A 20,262-nucleotide genomic window follows, 5' to 3' on the forward strand; every position below is an offset into this window, starting at 1 on the left:
GGATAAAAAATGTCTCTTAAAATCGGTTCGAAGGGGGAACCCGTCTGCGAACTTCAAAGCAAGTTAAAGGAACTCGGATACGACCCCGGAGAAGTAGATGGAAACTTTGGGCAGGTAACCCGAAAAGCAGTCTCCAAATTCCAGGAAAACAAAGGACTCTCAATCGACGGCGTCATCGGCCCGGAAAGCGTCAATGCACTCGGAATCAAAACCGTCCTGGAAAAACCGGAACCCGAGCGCCTGAAATTCCGCGAACTGCTCCTGACAAATCCCAATTACTTCGGAAACATCAAAGCGTCCAAATTCAAGGCCGTCAAAAGCAAAAAACAGGACACATCCTTCGAGGAGCTCAAATGTCTCGGATATAACCCGTACCTGTCCCAGCTCGAAGCCGTAATCCACATAAAAAAGGACTACGGCTATGGCGGGGACATCTGCTCCTGCGGCACCCCCGAGTATGTACGGTTCTATATCGACTGGAACAACGACGGAAACTGGAAGGATCTCGGAGTAGTAAACTTCACCGCACACGACATCCCCGGGGAAAAACCGCTGGAATATGCCGTCACACTCGACATCACCCCGAAAAAGAAATGGTGCAAAATCGAAAACCTCCCGGCGGTAAGGGCAATACTGTCGTGGAACGATCCACCTGAACCCGACAATCCAAACGCCGTGCCCGTATGGGGCAACACCATCGACGCAAGAATCCAGATGGACAAATTGAAATTCCTGCTCCTGAACGATTACTCCGACCTGTTCGATAAATATCCCAATACCATTCTCGAACAACTCGACCTGACAAAACCGTTCCCGGTCAAAGAACCCAAAAAATATACGATCGCCGAACTGGCAGAGATCTATAAAGGCACCGCCGTCCCTGCAAACAGGTTCGCCTTCACCCACATCAACAAACTCCTGGCCAAACCCGCAATCCCCGCACCATTAACACTCGAACTCAGCGACTACCTCTCCAAATTCGACATCAAAATCCCGGAAATCATCAAGGAACTGGCAAATTTCGACGGCAACACCAATTACGAAGAACTCAGGTGCGTCGGTTACGACTCCTCCCGGAGGATGCTGACAGGCGTCCTGACGATCAAGCTCCCGGGCGGCTATTCCGGCGGCCTCTGCACCAAAGGCAGCACTGAGTATGTCGCATTCTGGGAGTACGACGAGATCGAAGCCGTATGGTCATATCTCGGCACCGAAGCCGTCAATGTCCACGATATCAGCAGCATACCGAAAGAAGATCTCCAGTATGCCGTATCCCTCAACGTCGACCTAAGCCATCACCGCCGCCCGTGCACTTCCGGACCAAGCGAAGTAAAGATCCGGGCCATACTCTCCTGGGAAGTTCCGCCGCCGCCGGCCAATCCCAACTGGGTCCCGAAATACGGAAACCGTGAAGAAACCCGCATCCTTATCAAACCCGGCCCAGTTCCAACAGGAGAGCACACGCCATACATCGAAACCGTAGGCAACATGGCCGTCTGCGACATCAGCCAGGCAACCGGGCTTGCAACCGGAAACGGAATAATCTCCGCCTTCTATGCAGACAGCAGTCCGTTCGGCGGAACGGTAACCATTACCGGTTTTATCGACAATCCGCCCGGGGGCGTCCTCGACGGCGTAGCTGCACCGGTGAAGTACAAAATCTCGGTCCGGCCGTATAACCCTGCAGACCCACAGCCGTGGCAGGACCTCAACGACGGCTTCAATGTAAAAGTCCGCATCAAGGACAACGACACCCATGTCCAGGAAGATTATCCGCAGAAGATCGATCCTGCCGACGGATTTTACACCTATCTCGAAGATCCAGGAATAGTCCTGCCCGGTTCGGGGGCGACACGCGAACGCTACTACGTCCTGCCCGTCCTCGCCTACTGGCAGACCGGTTCGAAAACAGGAATCTGGGAGATCCTCATCGTCGCAAAAGACGTCGACAACCCGGAAATTCCGCCGGGCGTACTTCATTGCGGAGCGGACGGAACAACCCGCTGCATAATAAGAATCTGCCTGGACAACGAATATCCTGTACCCCAGATCGGTCTTACAGGGTACCAGCGTGGCGCCGACCCGACAGTCCACCCGATCGGCACAGGTATTCCCGAAAAATGCGGACGTTTCAAGAAAGGCGATATCCTGCACGGAACCTACAGCGTCAGCGACGAACATTTCGGACAGCTGACCCTGGCCGTTTTCCCGGGCGTACCTGCAGGCGGCGCCACAGTGAATCCGCCTGTAAGAAGTTTCGATATCGTGCCCACGGAAGGAGAATCCGGGACATGGACCCTCGATACAGAATCGATGGACCCATGCGGGTACATCATAAGGCTGTGGGTCCGTGATCGCACGATAGTAAACAGCGGAACCATGGGATTCAGGAGAAGCGACGATGTCGGCTTCTGCCTTGAGAAGACAGACTGAAAATAATTTCAAACCACCTTTTTTTTGATATTAAGACAGAAAATCACCTGATTACAGCCTTTTGACCAGTCCACAATTCATATATAACATCCGAAAGATAGGTGTATAAAGCCCCCCCGGCCAACGGAAATCCGGGAAAATATGGTAAAATAATGCTTAATAAAACGGAAATGGATCTTCTGAGATCCCTCAATACAAAAACCACAAAAAAACACATCGGCCCGAGACTGGCAAAGCTTTCAGTCTTTTATAAAAAGACAATAACCTAGAAAACACCCTTTTTTCCTGAAAACCTTACAAGGATTAGAAAAGTGAAACGGCCGCCGGACTGAGGTCCGAAAGCCTCACAGCGACAATATTGATTCAATTCAACGATAAACATGATAAATTATTCAGATACCCAGAAAGAGATCACATTAAAAATAGATTCGGAAGGAACACTCTCAAAATGGAGAGACTGGAGATGGCAGCTCAGCCATACGATAAGAGATCTCGATACATTCGAAAAGATCACGGGGATCACTTTTACCAATGAAAAATACGAAGAACTAAAAGAAACACTTGAAAAATTCCCCCTTGCAATAACCCCGTATTACCTCTCGCTCATCGAAACGGAGGACTATGAAAACGATCCGATCTTCATGCAGTCCTTCCCTTCGGTCCATGAACTCGACATAATCGAAGAAGACCTCGCCGATCCCTTAGACGAAGATCGTGACAGCCCGGTGGAAGGAATTACGCACAGGTACCCCGACAGGGTGCTCTTCCTGGTCAGCAACAAATGCGCAATGTACTGCCGGCACTGCACACGAAAGAGAAAAGTCGGAGACGTGGAGTACATCCCGGACAAGGACCAGATCAGCAAAGGAATCGATTATATCAACAACAATCCGCAGGTAAGGGATGTTCTTTTATCCGGCGGAGATCCCCTTCTCCTTGACGATTCATATCTCGAGTGGATCCTGTCGGAGCTGACCGAAATCCCTCACGTGGAGATCGTCCGTATCGGCAGCCGCCTTCCGGTCGTCCTCCCGTACAGGATCGACAGCAACCTCGTTGAGATGCTCAGGCAGTACCATCCCATATGGTTCAACACACAGTTCAATCACCCGAGAGAGATCACGAGCTCGTCCACCGAAGCGTTAAGAAAGCTCGCAGACGGCGGAATCCCGCTCGGAAACCAGTCGGTCCTTCTCTCGGGCGTAAACGACTGCCCGAGGATCATGAAGACGCTCATGCACAAGCTCGTCATGAACAGGGTCAGGCCGTATTACATGTACCAGTGCGATCTATCGGAAGGGCTTTCGCATTTCAGGACGCCGGTCGGAAAAGGGATCGAGATCATCGAGAGTCTCAGGGGGCACACATCCGGCTTCGCCGTTCCTACCTACGTTATCGATGCCCCCGGAGGGGGAGGCAAGATCCCGCTGATGCCCAACTACCTCATCTCGTGGTCGACGAACAAGGTCGTCTTAAGAAACTACGAAGGGGTCATCTGCACCTACAAGGAGCCGGACAACTACGAGGCGGTTTACTGCAACAGGAAATGCGAAGAATGCACGCTCCAGCTCAAACTCGACAACGCGGACGAGTCGAAATCCATCGGAATCGAGAAACTCCTGTGCGACTATGACGACACCATCGCCCTTTATCCCGAGAACAACGAGAGGATGGAGAGAAGAGATGAAAAATGACGTTGTATGCACTATCGGGAATTCGCTAATCCAGCACGGGAAATTAAACGACAGGGTGTATCTGATGAAACTCTCACCCGACGATATCCCGGTGATAGTTATGGAGATGATAGACGGCATCGCGGAAAAATACGAATACTCGAAGTCTTTTGCAAAAGTTCCCGGCGATGCCGCAGACACATTCGCAAAAAACGGCTATAAGATCGAAGCCGTCGCTCCGGAACTTTTCAACGGCAAAAGCGACGGTTACTTCCTCTCGAAATATTACAGTCCCGGAAGGGAAGAGATCGAAGCATCCTGCAAAGATGAGATCGAAAGAATCCTCAGGGATACCGAAAAGATCCGGGATACGAGAACCCCGGATAAAGACGGAAAAGATCTTGAAATAAGAATAGCGGGAGAAGAGGATGCAGATGCACTCGCCGGGCTATACGGACAGGTCTTCGAGAGCTACCCGTTTCCGATCCATGATCCCGGCTACATCCGCCAGACGATGAACGAAAACATCCGGTATTTCGGCATATGGAAGGACGATATGCTTCTTGCGGCCTCCTCCTGCGAAACCGATATCTCCGGCCTCAACGTTGAGATGACGGACTTCGCGGTCTCCCCCGAATGCCGGGGCAACGGATATGCGGGTCTTCTTCTAGAAGTGATGGAGAATGAGATGAAGAAAGACGGGTTCATCACATCCTATACAATCGCAAGAGCGGCACACGAACCGGTGAACCGTCTCTTCGCACGGTCGGGCTACAAATATTGCGGGACGCTGAAGAACAATACCAATATCTGCGGATCGTTCGAATCGATGAACGTCTGGTACAAAAAAATAGATTGATTTCAGGATGATCCTGTCTCGTCTCTCCAGTACGGATTTACGAAAGAGAGAAGAACGGTCTTGCTGTCATCATTATTCCTGAATTCCCGGGAGACACCTTTCGGGATCAGCACGGCCTGTCCCTTTTTCACCGTATATGTATTGTCCCCCGACGAAACCTCGATCTCTCCTTCAAGGACATAATCGAGTTCGTCCGACTCCGCGATAACCTCAGACGGAATTGATGCACCGGGTGAAAATTCCGCATATGCAATACTGTATTCGGTTGAAACCGCGTCGTCAGGCAATGTCATGATCCCGCGATTCACAACTGCATAGATCTGAACTCCTTCGGACGGGTTCCATTCCTCGTTCTCCTCCGGGTTCGAGATGAAGATCTCCGGGTGGCTCTTATATGATATGTTCCCGGTATCTCCATTGATCGAGACGTCGTTTTCATACTTATAATACGGCTGAACAATAGTCAGGTAAACAAGATCATTATCACCCGTGTTCACAAACGACTGGACAGATCCTGCGGGAGTCAGGACGGCCTGCCCGGATGAGAGTTCATGCTCCTGTCCGTCGATTGTAATCACGCCCTCACCCGAGATAATATAATCCACCTCGTCAGATCCGAGAAGATAATGAGGAGGAAGACCGTTTCCGGGAGGGATGACGACATAGCCGATACTGATATCGGTCTCTTCCGGGATGTTCAGCTTTTCAAGAACCGCGGGAGAGAAAAATTCAACCAGGCTTCCCTCGCCGCCGAAGAGAGAGATGCCTTCGAGATCGTTTTGATCGATTACGTAGAGAGTTCCGTTCTGCACGAAACCGGCCTCGCTCATGCCGGAATCCCCCGTCCCCGTGCATCCCGCAATTGCGAAAGAAATGCAGGCAACCGCAACTACCGCAAAAATCACCGGATACGAATTCATCAGAACTAATTATCTCTTTTTTTTGATTTTATTGATGTCGATACGAAAAAAAACGGCACTGTAACAAATTGTTACAGGGATTCCACCACAATGTAACAGATCGTAACAGTTATTGTTTCAACCCGCTACAATATGTAACATGTCAAAGGTAATCCGGATAGATGAGGATTCTATAGAGATTGCGATGAAATACGGGAAGTCGATAAGCGAAGGGATCAGGACTATGGATAAGATGATCCACAACAGCAGCAGAAATACGATCGACGCCGAGGACATCAGGAGAGTAGTCAGGGAAGAGCTTGAATCCTTCGGGAGATATTAAATTTGAATCCTAACCATGAATTAAGAATCTCGATCGGACCGTCTCATTTCCGCCACAGGATATGCGAACGGATGAACGAGATCGGAAACTCCGTATACTATCATAAGATCCTGGACAATCCCGGAATTGTTCTCTTCAAAATAAAATACGAAGACAAAAATCCGGAACGCAGGATCATGGAGATCATAAAGGAAGCATCTTCAGGATTCCCGTATCTCCCATTCCTTCTAAACGGGTACACAAAGCAAACTCCGGATAAAAAATACGGATTATCGCTCCGGGCAGAAACATCCCCGGAGATCGCCGGTCTCTGCAAAGAACTGGAAAGGCTGCTCACTTCGGAAAAGTTAGAATTCCAAAATATGCTTAACGCCGATAACAGACTCTATGTCCCGGTACTCGAATATCCCGGACTCATCGACGCCGAAATTATCTACAGACATGCATCGAAGAGAAAAAACGATATCGTCACCAGACTTTTATCGCTTGTTGCGAAGTCTCCGAGATACAAGATCCGGGACTTCGTCCTTCCTGTGGAAAGCATCCATATAGAACTCTCGGACGAAAACGGCCACCTGAAGACCTACGACCTCATCCAAAAAAGATGGTCGGGCAAGACCACCGGCAGCAGGTCAGGAGAGAGCTTCGAAGTATTCCGGAGACTTAGGAACTACGAATCCACCGGGACAAAATTTTCTGAAAAAGACGAGGTCTACCTTTTGTCCGATCTTCACCTGGACCATAGCGACATAATCTGGGGTGCTTCACGCCCGTATCCGCTCGGTGATTCGAAAAGGATGGACAAAGTGCTCGTCAGGAACTGGAACAACACGATCAAACCGTCCGATACCGTATACTATCTCGGGGATCTCACCTATAATCTCGACCGGGAAACCTGCACCAGATACCTCTCGGAACTCAACGGGAATATCGAATTTATAAAGGGAAACCATGACGGATCTATGGAAGATCTGCCCGAACAGGTGACGATCAATTATTCAGGACGAGACTATCTGCTGATCCACGATCCCAAGTTCAGGCCCGAAGGTTATTCCGGGTGGACGATCCACGGGCATGTCCACAACAGCAGAATTTCGGATTATCCTTTCATCGATTTTACGAACAAAACCATAAACGTCTGCTGCGAACTTACCGGTTATCACCCCGTAAAACTTGAGGAGATCAGTGGTTTGATTGATTTGTACGAAAAGGGTGAGATTACTGCGGAACGGTTTTTGCTTTATGAGGATTTTCTGGCAATCTATAAGGGCATAAGCCCCTGACGGGGAAATCTTCCCCTTCCCTGTATTATTTAGATTTAGAATTTCTTTTTTTTGGAGATCTAAAGGGGCATATTTTTACTATTCATTATATTTGCTTTTTTAAATTGTCTATAAATTAGAATTATTATTACCATGGAGATAGCAATGAGCTACACAAATTGATTCTGTCATAATACTTGTAGGAGCCTTTGTTCCAATCGTCCGCAATAATTTGGCATGTTTCATTCATTTCCTTCCATGTAATCCACTCCCCACTGGTGCATAAAGCGGCAGATGAGATCACTTTTTTGATACAATTTCCGGCTATACGGATCGCCGTAACGACGGGTCAATTCAGAGATGGGCATACTCCGGTTCGCTCGCATACCCGGAGTAGTTTCGTCGCGGTACGCTTTCATTATCGTGTCCACTCCGTCTCGTTTGAGATTGCCGAGCCGCCACCATTCGGTCGGTTCAGCGACGTTAGGGTAAACGTCGAAATCGGCATTCACCACAAGCGATTTAACATTCGTATCAATATTAGGCGGAGAATCTGTTTTAACAAGTTCAACGTACAATTCGCTTTCCGGCTTGCCAAGCAGATAAAGACCGTTGCGACTCAATCTCGTCATTGCTTCGGGAATCAATGCCAAATCGTCCAGCTCAAGACGTTCTCTATCAAGTTCATACCCGTTGCCCTCCGGCGACATCCCGCCGATAAAGAAGTCGAATTTTTGCCCAATCAGAAGGCAGCGTTCGACGAGCTTCAGGTCCGATATGAGTTTTACAAATTCGTTCAACTCGTTCAGACACTTCTTCGTTATAAACAACTGCCACCGCGGAGCAATTCCAGCTGCAAGCAGTTGCTCCGTAGCTAACAGATTGTCACGGAACGCGCCAGTTCTTCGCGTACCCCAATCCGTATTTCCCTCCATACCGAAGAAGGTAATCTGACATACTTTCGGTCCAAGTGTCGCCGCCCACTTCGCGTAGCTTTCGTCACGTGCCATCCGCCAGATGGACAGCAATTCAAACCGCTGCGCCCGTCCGGGCGAAGATAATTCCTGTTCCAGGGCCCACAATTCACGATAGTCATCACAGAAATCCGGTTCGCGCCACCAACTGAAAAATCCAAGCTCACTTATGCCGTTGCCGTTTTCGTCACGCCAGTTTTTGAACTGGTCTGAAATTTCGCGAAATTCATCAACGCTAATATTGCCGTTTTTGTGAGATCCAAGCCAGCAATGGCGGCAACGGTTCGGGCAACCCGCCAGATCGACCATGACATTGAGGTAATCCATGTTCTTATGCTCATTCATTTTTTCAACTCCATAGAATAAAATAGGGGAAGACTATGCCGGCCTCATGCATTGGCATACTGTATTTATGACAACATTTTCCGGCGAACCCCGTGAAGCAAAACTTCCCTGATTAAGCTCCATTAAACGTCACGCAGATTATCTGTCTAAACGGAAACCCGAGATTGGGTTTATAAACGCCTAATATGAACATAGCAAACCCTCCGGTTGATAAAATTATAACAGGATAACATGGAAAATCACTATTTTTGGACAAAACTCCCTGATGAAAGTAAGCGGATTAAAGGCGCAGAAAAATATTTACGTTTCTGTCATCTTAGACCAGCCTCCTTCATGTCATTATATACCTCAACCAACTTCTCGAACATCCTGTTCGCATCGGATAATTCAGGTATTGCTTTTTTCAGGGGATATCTAAGCAACTTAAAAGTGTTTTCCTCAAAATCAGATTCATGCTTTACAATATCGTCATTAACTTCCAGGATCTGCTCCATAGCTCTTTTAAATTTTGCCGCCGTCTCTTCAATATCCAGTTTATCAGTGCTAATGTCCTGTCCCATTGTCCATCAGTTCCCGTTTAGTTATTTTTTTCATTGTCCGGGATAGTCTATAGAACTGACGATCCTGATGTGGAAAATCCTTCCTCCACCAGATAAAAATTCAAAATAATGAAAATAAATCAGTAAAAATCAAAAAACGACTTTTCTCACATAAATCCCTTATTGAAAAATTTGAAAATCACTAAATCATCTCATATTCCGAACCGGTGATCCAATGAAAAAACAACAAAAATTCATTGTAATCCTTTTAGTAGCATTATGCACGATTTTAGTTGTCCTGACAGCAGGATGCACTTATAACAGTCCAAATCAGCAGGAGAGCACTCAGGTCACACCGACGAATGCCGTAACAGCGGAAACCACTCAATCATCTCAACCAGGAAGCACACAGCCGACAGTCTCGTGGAAAGACTTCTATCCTGATCATACCGAACAGGAAAAATCGCAACTGATCGAAGAAGCGAAAGACGAGATCATGAGAGTCTTTCCTGATATTGAAGAATCGACGCTTAATGGAGAGTGGATTGAACATACAAGAACTACAGATAACGGTTTGAAAGAGATCGGCAGTCCATATATAAGATTTGAAAATATCAAATCTACATCTGACGACAGAAAACATGCAATTTTCGTCGACCCGGAATCAATGGAGATTACATATTATACTCCGTATAGCGCCAACTATAAAGAACCAGTAATATCCCTTGATGAAGGAAAGGAAAAGGCGACCGAATTTATAAAAAATGTCCAGGGAGAAGACTCGATCGTGTATGATCCTGATGCATACATGGTGGTCAGAGATTCATATGAAATAGATGAGAGGCCTGTTGCAAGTGTTAATTATTTTAAAACATCAAGCGGTGTCATATATCAATATGATTATGTTTTTGCCGAATATGACATGAGCCATGACAGAATCGAAAGATATTCTAACGGTATAACAAGCCCCGACCTTTTATCGGGACTTACAACACTATCGGCAGAACCTGAAATCAGTTTCGATGAAGCAGTGAAGATTGTCGAGGACAAAATCGCTGAAAGATACGATTTAGATGAGCTAGAACTGGAATATTCGAAAATCAGCTCCTATGACAATTACCTGTTCTGGTGGGATGATGACGATATTGTATATGCCGACGATCCTAATCCGATTCCACTTGTCTGGTGTGTAGGATATAGTGACAAAAAAACCCGTGAAGAAACAGACGAGGAGATAACGTATCCACGTTCCGGAGGATTCAGGGTAGATGCACACACCGGAGAGATTTATACTCTTACATATAGCAGCTACAATATCAGGAAATTCGATGAGAGATGAAATTTCAATAAAATAATACTTTTTCTTCCCTAATTTCATAAACATGTAGACTATCGTTCAACAAGAGGTTTTAATGAACATCTTAAATATTTGAATTATCAGAGTGCATCAGACCATTCTTTTGAATTAATTTCAATATCGGGTTTACTGGTGATTGTATGAAAAAAAGACAACTTCAATCTTTTTAGTAGCATTATGCACAATTTTCGTCATTCTAACAGCAGGATGCACATTTAACAGTTCAAACCAGCAGGAAAATACTCGGGTCACACACAGCCAACGGTGTCCCAGAATGACTTCGACCCCGATCATACCGACCAGGAAAAATCGGAAAAAATAAAATTTCCTACTACATAATTGGACATTCTGATATTCAATATGTAGACGATCGTTCAACAAGAGGTTTTAAGGAATATCTATAATATTTTGAAATATTAGAGTGAAACAGATCACTCTTTTATATTAGTCTAAATTTCAGGTTTAATACTGGTGATCTAATGAAAAAACAGCAAAAAGTTATTTCAACTCTCTTGGTGTCACTGTGTACGATTTTAATCATTCTTACAGCAGGATGCACTTATAACAGTCCAAACCAGCAGGAAAACACCCAGGTCACACAAACGGAATCAGTAACGGCTGAAACTACTCAGTCAGTTCAGTCAGGAAGCACACAGCCGACAGTCTCATGGAAGGACTTCTATCCTGAATACAGCGAATATAACGACCAGACCAGAGAGGAACTGATCGAAGAGGCAAAAGACGAGATTATGAGACTGTTCCCAAACGTTGACAGGTCAACTCTGAACGGTCAATGGCAGGAACACGTTTACACATACACGAGTATTGCATACGGTTACCCGGTCATCGTTTTTGAAAATGCAGACTTCACATCTGATAATTTCATGGCTTTACAGGAGGAGATGTCAAACGGAGATTCATCAAGGATTCAGAGAAATCTGGTGAGAATTGTTTATGATCCCAAATCAAAAAAAGTTCTTGATTTCGGCTCTTATGGCTATAGTACGCCTCCGGCAAGCGCAGAGAGACGAGTAACTTCTGAAGAGGCAAAAGAGAAATGTTTAAACTTAATCAAAAAAGTAAAAGGAGAAGATTTTGTTAACAACGAAATGAACGATTATTCAATTATCTTTACAGATCTAGAAGCAGAAGATAATCAAGGAGAAGTAATCATTGAGTTAGAAGGTTATCCATATGAAAATGTCCCGTATCTCAATGGTGGAATATTCGTTGATTATAATTTAGTCCTTGATGAAGTTCTTGGTTATTCAGATTACACCTATGATCCGGAACTTCTGGCAGCGCTGACTACACTATCCCCAAACCCGGAAATTAAAACGCTTGAAGAGGCAAAGGGAATATTCGAAGCGAAAGTCGCGGAGAGATACCCCGGAGAGGTAGATATTGATTACAGAACAGATGAAGGCTTTACAACAAACGCACTCGTATGGGATAATATTCCAAAGAATATTTTTTCAGACAATCCCGAGCCTTTCAAACTGGTATGGTATCTTGTATTTAATTCAGGTAATGCCAGAAGGGAGGCGGTAATCGATGCTCACACGGGAGAGATCACTTACCTTAGGTACAAGGATATCGATATTGATACCTATGACTGAAAACTTAAACTGAATCTCACTTTTTTTAACAATCTAAATTTCTTCCAGGCAGTGATATGTAGACGATCGTTCAATAAGACGTTTAAATAATTATATGCAATTTTTCACCGGGATAAGAAGTAATAATCTTTTTTCAATGGAGTGATGTCTCAGATAAACTGAATTCAGCCAAAATGAAAGTTCAACATTTGCCACATAAATCGCATATAAATGAAGTCAAAAATTGTTTGATCACATAAAGCAACCATTTACAATAAAATCCGATTGCATACGGGGGTAAAAAATGATAAAAACTGAAAACCTCACCAAAGAATACAACGGAAAAAACGCAGTCGACAACCTCAACCTAGAAGTCGGAGACGGGGAAGTCTTCGGGTTCTTAGGCCCGAACGGGGCGGGAAAGAGTACGACCATCCTGATGCTCACGGGAATGATCGAACCCACATCCGGCACATGTACAATCGAAGGAGTAAACGTCGCACTAAATCCCTTAAAGGGAAAGGAGATCCTCGGGTATCTCCCCGAGGATGTCGGCTTCTACAGGAACCTTACAGGTTACGAGAACCTCGACTACCTCGGAAAATTCTACCCGATTGAAAAAAACGAGAGGGAGGACCGGATAGAGAGACTCCTGAAAAGCGTCAGGCTCAACGGGGTCACCCAGAAAGTCGGCGAATATTCTAGAGGGATGAACCAGAGGCTCGGGCTCGCCCTTGCACTTTTGAACGACCCGAAGGTCGTGATCCTCGATGAGCCGACCGCGAACCTGGACCCGGAAGGTGTACTCAGGTACAGGGAGATAATAAAAGAGCTTGAAAAAGAAGGAAAGACGGTCCTCATCTGCTCCCACATCCTCTCCGAAGTCCGGGCGGTCTGCACTACATTAGGGATCATCTCGCAGGGAAAACTCGTTGCAAAAGGATCTGTAGAGGAAGTCGAAGACGAACTCATCAGGCAGAGCGGCACAAGACAGAAGATCGTCATCAAATCCATAAACCCGGAACTTTACGAAGAGATCGAGTCGATCAAAAACCCCGACATCCTTGAAGTTGAAAGGACGAAGGACGGAATCGAGATCTCCGTCGAAAACGACATCCGGCCCCTACTTGCAGAAAAACTGAAAGATCACTGTTCAGGTATAACGGAGATGTATCTCGACCGCCCCGGGCTTGAAGACCTCTTCCTCAAGGTTTACAGGAGGGAATAGGGATTGGATCTCGCAAGACTCGCGATAATCTCGCAAAAGGAGTTGTCAGATCATGTAACAAGCAGGCGATTCCTCCTGATACTCATAATAACATGCCTTGTACTTGGGGTTGCAGCTGCAAACGGTGTCACCGATTACAATAATGCCCTTGACAGGTATAAAGTCGGAGAAGGTGGTGATCTCTTCATGCCGTCAATCCTCTACGCGTTTGGAAAAATTACAGACTCAATTGGTCTTGAAGGTCTGGGGGCTATCATCGGAATTGCAATAGGTTTTGATCTCGTTGCAGGAGAGCGTGAGGGAAGATCCTTAAAGACCATACTCTCACAGCCGCTATACAGGGACGAACTAATAAACGGGAAGGCCATCGGCGGAATAACCACACTCGCAATTATAACACTTGCAGGATTTTTAACAATTCTTGCCATATTCCTGGTTATAAGCATTGTTCCTTCTTTTGAAGAGGTTTTTTTAATCGGGGTGATTTGGTTTATAACCCTCCTATATATGATCTCATATTTTTCAATGGCGCTGATGTCTTCTGTTCTCGCAAAGTCCAGTAGCGGAGCCATGATAATATCACTGATCATCCTGTTCATAATGATGTATATAATCCCTGTCGGAGGGGGAGAATTTGGGACCTGTCTTCTCGGACCGGAACCTGAAGATATAGGGTATGACCATGATTCGCAACTACAGGAAAACTATGAAAGAGCGGTTTTGGATATATATGATTTTTTCAATCTCTTTTCGGCACAAAGTGTCTATAACAGTATAACCTCCCCGATAACGAATCCATCGTTTTATGTGACGAACAGGATTTACCCTTCAGGACATTCACTTGATCCGGATATTACAGATAATATCGAAAAACCATCGCTTTTAGGGATTATCGGTGACAAATGGGTAAAAATTATTGTTTTTATCATGTGGCCGGTTCTCTTCTTCGGTATAGCCTATGTGAAATTCATGCGTACAGACCTGAGGTGAGGAAGAATTATGGATTTTAAAAGAATCATTCTGATAGGTTACAAGGAATTCCAGGATCATATCACAAGCAGACGGTTCCTCGCCCTTTTGTTTTTGATGGTGACGATAACCGGGATCTTTGTATTCAAGGAGATAGGCAATTATCTTGAGGATCTGGAGGAATACAGCACACTCTATAGTTACTCCTTTTTTGGCCTTCCAAAATCTGTGAACATTTTCGAAGGTATAAAGTCCGGAGTTGCAGGCAGCTCGATATTCGGGTCGATAATTGCAATAGCTCTCGGATTTGATCTTATAACGAAAGAAAGAGAGACCGGATCGATCAAGGCGATCCTCTCGGTTCCTGTCTACAGGGACGAGGTTATAAACGGCAAGGCACTTGGAGGTATAATGGCAATAGCACTTGCGATAACGATCGTCTTCGTGCTGACTCTTGGAATTATGTTGATATATAGCATTGTTCCGGGTCTTAATGAATTGGGCTTCTTATTCGTTTTCTGGTTAATAACGATCCTCTACCTGTCCGGGATCTTTATAATGTCAATAATGGTCTCGGCTTTTTCGAAGACAAGCGGAATCTCTTTTATATACTCATTACTGCTTCTTCTCATCCTGACAAGCGTCATATATTCAACAGGAGATTTTGCAGTTGACACGATAATGGGGCAAGATCCTTCGATAAACACGAACAATATGGGTGTATCGGACCCAAAACACTACCAGGAGGAATCCGCTGCTTATTATCAAAGAAGAATAGAGCTTACAAATCTTGTATTTTATGTCTCTCTCGATACAAATTACCGCAAAACTTCAATAGCCCTGACCAAGCCCAAATTATATCTAAGAACGCAATCCGAATATAATTCTGAGAGTCCCGATCCAACGCTTTCCGACATGCTGGGAAAAATCTGGGGCTACATTCTCTTCCTGATTGCATATCCCGTAGTCTTTTTCGGAATAGCTTATGTAAAGTTCATGAGGATGGATCTCAGGTGATTATGATATGAAAAAACAACAGAAGATAATTTCAATCTTTTTAGTAGCATTGTGCACGATTTTCGTCATCCTGACAGCAGGATGTACATACAATAATCCTGATCAGCAGGAGAACACCCAAGGCACACAAACGGAGTCAGTTACAGCTGAAAAAGCCCAATCAACACAATCAGGAAGTATGCAACCGACAGTATCGTGGAAGGACTTCTACCCCGATCATACCGACCAGGAAAAATCGGAACTGATCGAAGACGCCAAAAACGAGATAATGAAAATCTTCCCTGATATATACAAATCAACGCTCAATGGAGAATGGGTAGAGCATACGAGAATTACTGACGACGGTCTGGAAGAAATCGGCCGCCCGTATATTAATTTTGCCGATATAAAATCACAAACGGATGACAGATCATACTACATTAAAGTCGATCCGGAATCAATGGAAGTAATATATTACAGTCCGGGAGGCACCAGCAACGCCGAAGAACCCGTAATCTCTTTTGATGAGGCAACGCAAAGAGCGATCGATTTCATAAGAGAGGTACAGGGTGACGACTCAATAGCTGATGACCCCGATACGTACATGAATACTGCAAACTGTTATGAAACAGAAGCATTAGATGATGAAGATGATTACGCCCGCCCGGTCGCTGTGGTTGATTTCTACAAAACATACAATGGAGTGCCATATATGTCGGAATATGTTTTGGCCGAATATGAAATGAACAAAGAGGTTATTGAAAGATACAGCGACAATACAGCAAATTCAGCACTTCTTTCAGGACTAACAATTCTCCCGGCAGAACCTGACATTACTTTTGATGAAGCAGTGGAGATGCTTGAGAACAATATCTCTGAAGAATATGACCTTGATGAAATAGATTTGGAATACTCCGAAGTTGGTTCATCCGGCAGTTATCTGAAATGGTGGGATAATGTCAATATTGTTTATGCTGACGATCCCGACCTGATTCCACTTGTCTGGCAGATTGGAATTAGTGATAAGGATAGCCGTGAATATTACCAGGAAAATGGTTTTGGTCTACAATGCGGGTCATTTTTAGTCGACGCACATACCGGTGAGATCTACACGATTGTATATGGGGACATAAAATTCAAAACATATGGTTATATGGGGTAAAAATCCTCAGTTGTCCTCTCTTTAATTTTTAGACGAACCTTCAACAAGACGTTTTAATAACCGTCTTCAATTCATACCAGTGAAAATGAAAAGAAATCCTTCAATGAAGAATATTTTAAGACAATCAAAACCCGGACAAAATAAAAGATCAACATCTGTCACATAAATCCCTTATTAAGGAAATTTAAAAGATTGTTTGTTCAGTCATAAATGACAAAACTGCAGGACCAAAACCCTCCACGGGGCAGACATGATAATTACAGAATATATCACCAGGGAATACAACGGAAAAATCTTCGGCATTCCTGAGATCGCAGACTTATCCCCAAAAGTTTACAGGAGGAAATAAAACCTGAATCTAAACCGCCTGTTAACGATATCTGAAAAGGAATTTTTGGACCATCTCATCAGCAAAAGGTTCTTTGTCCTGCTGGCAATAATCTGTGTCATTCTTTGCGTATCCGCCATAAACGGGGTGAATAACTACAACAACGCACTGGACAGGTACAAGGCCGGCAGCGAGACCGAGGTATTCCAGCCCACCGCTGTTATGGTTTTTACGGAAATAACGAATTCAATCGGGGTGTACAGTCTCGGGGCAATAATCGGCCTTGCACTGGGTTTCGACCTGATATCAGGAGAAAGAGAAGCAGGATCATTAAAAACAATATTATCGAGACCCCTCTATCGTGACGAACTTATAAACGGAAAAGCAATCGGCGGGATAATATCACTTGCAATCCTCACATTTGTCGGATTTGCACTTGTTATTGCCACTATGCTCATTCTTGGTATCGTACCGGACTTAGAAGACATTTCAATGATCGGTATAGTTTGGCTTCTTACAATTTTGTTTATACTGACGGCATTTTCCATTGCAGTCATGTCTTCTGTAATTGCAAAGACAAGCAGTGAGGCACTGATGATCGCTCTTGTCATCACATTCGTACTTTTTCTGATAATACCCACAATCGGCGGGGATATAGGAACGAAAATTCTGATCGGAGATCCTCCTGAAGAGTCCGAATATTCATCAGGGTCGTCGGGATATAACGAAGATTTCCAGGAGATTCAACAGGAATATTACAGAAAAGAAGATTTCATTTCAGAATTCACAAACATGTTCTCTGCCCGGATTATCTATAACGATCTCGTAGCTCCCCTTACATGGCCGTCATTTTACGCTATTTCAAAATTAGATTTCAGCGATGATATATCCAGGCACGGAGAACTTGAAAAACCGTCGATCTGGGGAATAATGCAGGATAAATGGATTAAAATTATAGTGTTCCTTATGTGGCCGGTTCTTTTCTTCGGAATTGCATATGTGAAATTCATGAGGGCGGACCTGAGGTAGAGGTGACTGACATATGGATTTAAAACGAGTCAAAATGATTGCCATAAAAGAGATTCGTGATCATATAACCAGCCGCAGGTTTACAATTCTCCTGTTCCTGATGCTGGTAGTCTGCGGCTATTATGTAATAAACGAAATCGGGGATTATTACGATGCAATCGAATCCTATGCCCAATATGGAGATTTTTCCTATATCCCTTCAGTGATGAATATATTTTTGGGAATCAACAGGGGAATCTCGGGCTATTCGATCTTCGGAATAATTATTGCAGTTGCACTCGGCTTTGATCTTTTCACAAAAGAAAGGGAGACAGGATCAATCAAGGCAATACTTTCAATGCCTGTGTACAGGGACGAAGTCATAAACGGAAAGGCTCTCGGGGGAATAATTACAATTGCAATTGCAACGATGACAGTATTTGTAATAACGCTGGCAATTCTTCTTTTATGCAGCATAGTTCCTGAAATTAACGAATTTGGATATATATTTGTATTCTGGATAATTACTACAATTTTTTTATCGGGCGTATTTCTTATGTCAATGATGGTTTCGACTTTTTCGAAGTCGAGCGGAATATCACTAATCTATTCTTTGCTCCTTTTACTGCTGATTACCAGTTTTATATATACTGTCGGAACTTCGGCAGTGGATTCCATACTCGGACCCACACCCATAATCACTGCGAATAATTCAGATATGACAAACTACGATGCAATGAGGGAGCAATTGACATCATATAACGAAAAAAGGAGCAATATGATGGATTTTGTTCGCATGGTTTCTTTCGATAATAATTATTACCTGCTATCAGACGCGATTATAAATCCACAGGAGAACCGGTTCTATGATTCGCTTCAATCGGGGGGTGATGATTCCGGCAAAGATAACGGAATCCCGGATCTCACCACGATTTTGACGGACATGTGGGGCAATCTTGTTTTTTTGATATTCTATCCGGTTTTCTTCATGGGAATAGCTTACGTGAAGTTCATGAGGATCGATTTACGGTGATTGCGATGAAAAATCAAAGCAGATATCTTTCTTACTTATTGATGACCGCCGGAATATTGCTCATATTATTATCGTTCTTTGGCGGGTGTACTACAACCGGTTCCGTCCAGGATGACGGCAGCCAGTCAGGAACTACAGTCCCAACGGAAACTCCGGAAATTAACCGTTCTTATCAGCCCGAAAGCTCATCATCCCCAGTCTCGTGGAGAGATTATTATCCCGAATATGACGAACAGACAAAATCGGAACTGATCGAGGAAGCAAAGGATGAAATTCAGAGAGTATTTCCCAATGTGGAGAGGGATTCTCTTGAAGGAGTATGGAACGATGAGACCGACTTTATAATCGATCCTTACCCGAATATAAAATTCAATAATGTGACAAATGGTATTCGGTATATATGGATAGACCCCACTTCAAACCGGATTATCAACTATAACTCAAAAAGATATTCGACTTCAATGTCCGGGCCGAACGTCGTGTCGTTCAATACTGCCGTCAACAAATCGCTTAATTTTGCCAGGGAGATATTGGGGGATGAATTCATGAACAGAATTGGTGATGATCTTGTCCTCGAATCAAATAATGTTGATTCATACCTTTACACAGGCGATGCTGCAATTTACATATATGAAACCTGTGGGGGAGTTAAATACGAAAGGAGCTACGTATCGGTAAGTTATAACCTGAGAGCTGGTGAAGTTCAGGCTTACGGAGACAATCGGGCAAACAAGAATCTCCTTACAGAGCTCACTACACTTTCCCCCGAGCCTGATATAACACTGGATATGGCAAAAGAGATCTTCGAATCGAAATTAAAAGAACAATATGGCTTAGACGATATTGGTATAGAATACGTGGACAAAGACAGATTTTACCCGTCATTATACTGGCTTGATCGCTATTCATACGTCTATTCGGAAAATCCCGTGCCTCTCAAACTTATATGGGAAATACCTTACACTACTGAAATACAACGTTCGGAAGACGGATACGATGAGGATATCGATGCTCCAAAGGAAGTCATAATCGATGCACACACGGGAGAAATTCTTTTACTAACTTATAATGATGAACTTTTAATTTGTGAAATAGAATGATTTTCATAGAGATATTCGGATGATCAATACTCGCCTATCCCTGCTGCGGCTTGCCGCCGTGGCGGCGGGTTGCCAGCCAGTCGCCCGGAACTATATTTCAAATTTTGAAGAAGAGTATAATCCTCTTATCTTCCAAAAATAATCTCAAAAAGGATC

General features: G+C 44.4%; 17 protein-coding genes. 14 read left to right on the forward strand and 3 right to left on the reverse strand.

Annotated features, from left to right (window positions below):
* Window positions 1-9 precede the first annotated feature (9 nt).
* The 3 genes from MPET_RS14495 (at window position 10) to ablB (ending at window position 4,965) form a co-directional block, all read left to right on the forward strand.
* Window positions 10-2,433 (forward strand): peptidoglycan-binding domain-containing protein, encoded by a 2,424-nt coding sequence (locus tag MPET_RS14495; RefSeq protein ID WP_013329399.1) that lies wholly within the window; start codon window positions 10-12, stop codon window positions 2,431-2,433.
* A gap of 380 nt (window positions 2,434-2,813) precedes the next feature.
* On the forward strand, window positions 2,814-4,127 hold the full coding sequence (gene kamA, locus MPET_RS07425; RefSeq protein ID WP_013329400.1) for a lysine 2,3-aminomutase: 1,314 nt from the start codon (window positions 2,814-2,816) through the stop codon (window positions 4,125-4,127).
* The gene (gene ablB / locus MPET_RS07430; RefSeq protein ID WP_013329401.1) at window positions 4,117-4,965 is read left to right on the forward strand and encodes a putative beta-lysine N-acetyltransferase; all 849 of its coding nucleotides are present in this window, start codon (window positions 4,117-4,119) and stop codon (window positions 4,963-4,965) included. Before kamA ends, ablB begins: the two co-directional genes overlap by 11 nt.
* A 2-nt stretch (window positions 4,966-4,967) precedes the next feature.
* Here the strand turns inward: ablB and MPET_RS07435 are convergent, their stop codons facing one another.
* Window positions 4,968-5,885, reverse strand: a complete 918-nt coding sequence (locus MPET_RS07435) for a cupin domain-containing protein (RefSeq protein WP_013329402.1) — start codon at window positions 5,883-5,885, stop codon at window positions 4,968-4,970.
* Window positions 5,886-6,024: 139 nt separating this feature from the next.
* Here MPET_RS07435 and MPET_RS07440 point away from each other — a divergent pair, with 139 nt between their 5' ends.
* Both MPET_RS07440 and MPET_RS14500 read left to right on the forward strand, forming a co-directional pair.
* On the forward strand, window positions 6,025-6,207 hold the full coding sequence (locus MPET_RS07440; RefSeq protein WP_013329403.1) for a hypothetical protein: 183 nt from the start codon (window positions 6,025-6,027) through the stop codon (window positions 6,205-6,207).
* A 2-nt stretch (window positions 6,208-6,209) separates the two neighbouring features.
* Entirely contained in the window at window positions 6,210-7,490 is a 1,281-nt protein-coding gene (locus tag MPET_RS14500) for a metallophosphoesterase family protein (RefSeq protein WP_013329404.1), read from the forward strand.
* Between the two features lie 221 nt (window positions 7,491-7,711).
* Here the strand turns inward: MPET_RS14500 and MPET_RS07450 are convergent, their stop codons facing one another.
* Window positions 7,712-8,788 (reverse strand): hypothetical protein, encoded by a 1,077-nt coding sequence (locus MPET_RS07450; RefSeq protein WP_013329405.1) that lies wholly within the window; start codon window positions 8,786-8,788, stop codon window positions 7,712-7,714.
* Window positions 8,789-9,099: 311 nt separating this feature from the next.
* Window positions 9,100-9,348 (reverse strand): hypothetical protein, encoded by a 249-nt coding sequence (locus tag MPET_RS07455; protein WP_013329406.1) that lies wholly within the window; start codon window positions 9,346-9,348, stop codon window positions 9,100-9,102.
* Between the two features lie 214 nt (window positions 9,349-9,562).
* Between MPET_RS07455 and MPET_RS07460 the strand changes: the two genes are divergently transcribed.
* From MPET_RS07460 to MPET_RS07500, 9 genes are all read left to right on the forward strand, one after another.
* A complete protein-coding gene (locus MPET_RS07460) occupies window positions 9,563-10,666 on the forward strand; it encodes a hypothetical protein (RefSeq protein ID WP_013329407.1) in 1,104 nt (367 codons plus the stop codon).
* A 497-nt stretch (window positions 10,667-11,163) separates the two neighbouring features.
* The gene (locus tag MPET_RS07465; protein ID WP_013329408.1) at window positions 11,164-12,303 is read left to right on the forward strand and encodes a hypothetical protein; all 1,140 of its coding nucleotides are present in this window, start codon (window positions 11,164-11,166) and stop codon (window positions 12,301-12,303) included.
* 283 nt (window positions 12,304-12,586) lie between these two features.
* Window positions 12,587-13,510, forward strand: coding sequence for an ABC transporter ATP-binding protein (locus MPET_RS07470; protein ID WP_013329409.1), 924 nt, complete (start codon window positions 12,587-12,589; stop codon window positions 13,508-13,510).
* Between the two features lie 3 nt (window positions 13,511-13,513).
* Window positions 13,514-14,500 (forward strand): ABC transporter permease, encoded by a 987-nt coding sequence (locus tag MPET_RS07475; protein WP_013329410.1) that lies wholly within the window; start codon window positions 13,514-13,516, stop codon window positions 14,498-14,500.
* A gap of 9 nt (window positions 14,501-14,509) precedes the next feature.
* Complete coding sequence (locus tag MPET_RS07480) at window positions 14,510-15,496, forward strand: ABC transporter permease subunit (RefSeq protein ID WP_013329411.1); 987 nt, start codon at window positions 14,510-14,512, stop codon at window positions 15,494-15,496.
* 7 nt (window positions 15,497-15,503) lie between these two features.
* On the forward strand, window positions 15,504-16,637 hold the full coding sequence (locus MPET_RS07485) for a hypothetical protein (protein ID WP_013329412.1): 1,134 nt from the start codon (window positions 15,504-15,506) through the stop codon (window positions 16,635-16,637).
* A gap of 376 nt (window positions 16,638-17,013) precedes the next feature.
* A complete protein-coding gene (locus tag MPET_RS07490; protein ID WP_225353878.1) occupies window positions 17,014-17,994 on the forward strand; it encodes an ABC transporter permease in 981 nt (326 codons plus the stop codon).
* 13 nt (window positions 17,995-18,007) lie between these two features.
* The gene (locus MPET_RS07495; RefSeq protein WP_013329414.1) at window positions 18,008-19,006 is read left to right on the forward strand and encodes an ABC transporter permease; all 999 of its coding nucleotides are present in this window, start codon (window positions 18,008-18,010) and stop codon (window positions 19,004-19,006) included.
* Between the two features lie 5 nt (window positions 19,007-19,011).
* Window positions 19,012-20,106, forward strand: coding sequence for a hypothetical protein (locus tag MPET_RS07500; protein WP_187287543.1), 1,095 nt, complete (start codon window positions 19,012-19,014; stop codon window positions 20,104-20,106).
* The last annotated feature ends 156 nt before the right edge of the window (window positions 20,107-20,262 follow it).

Source organism: Methanolacinia petrolearia DSM 11571 (assembly GCF_000147875.1).
In the GTDB taxonomy this organism is placed as follows: domain Archaea; phylum Halobacteriota; class Methanomicrobia; order Methanomicrobiales; family Methanomicrobiaceae; genus Methanolacinia; species Methanolacinia petrolearia.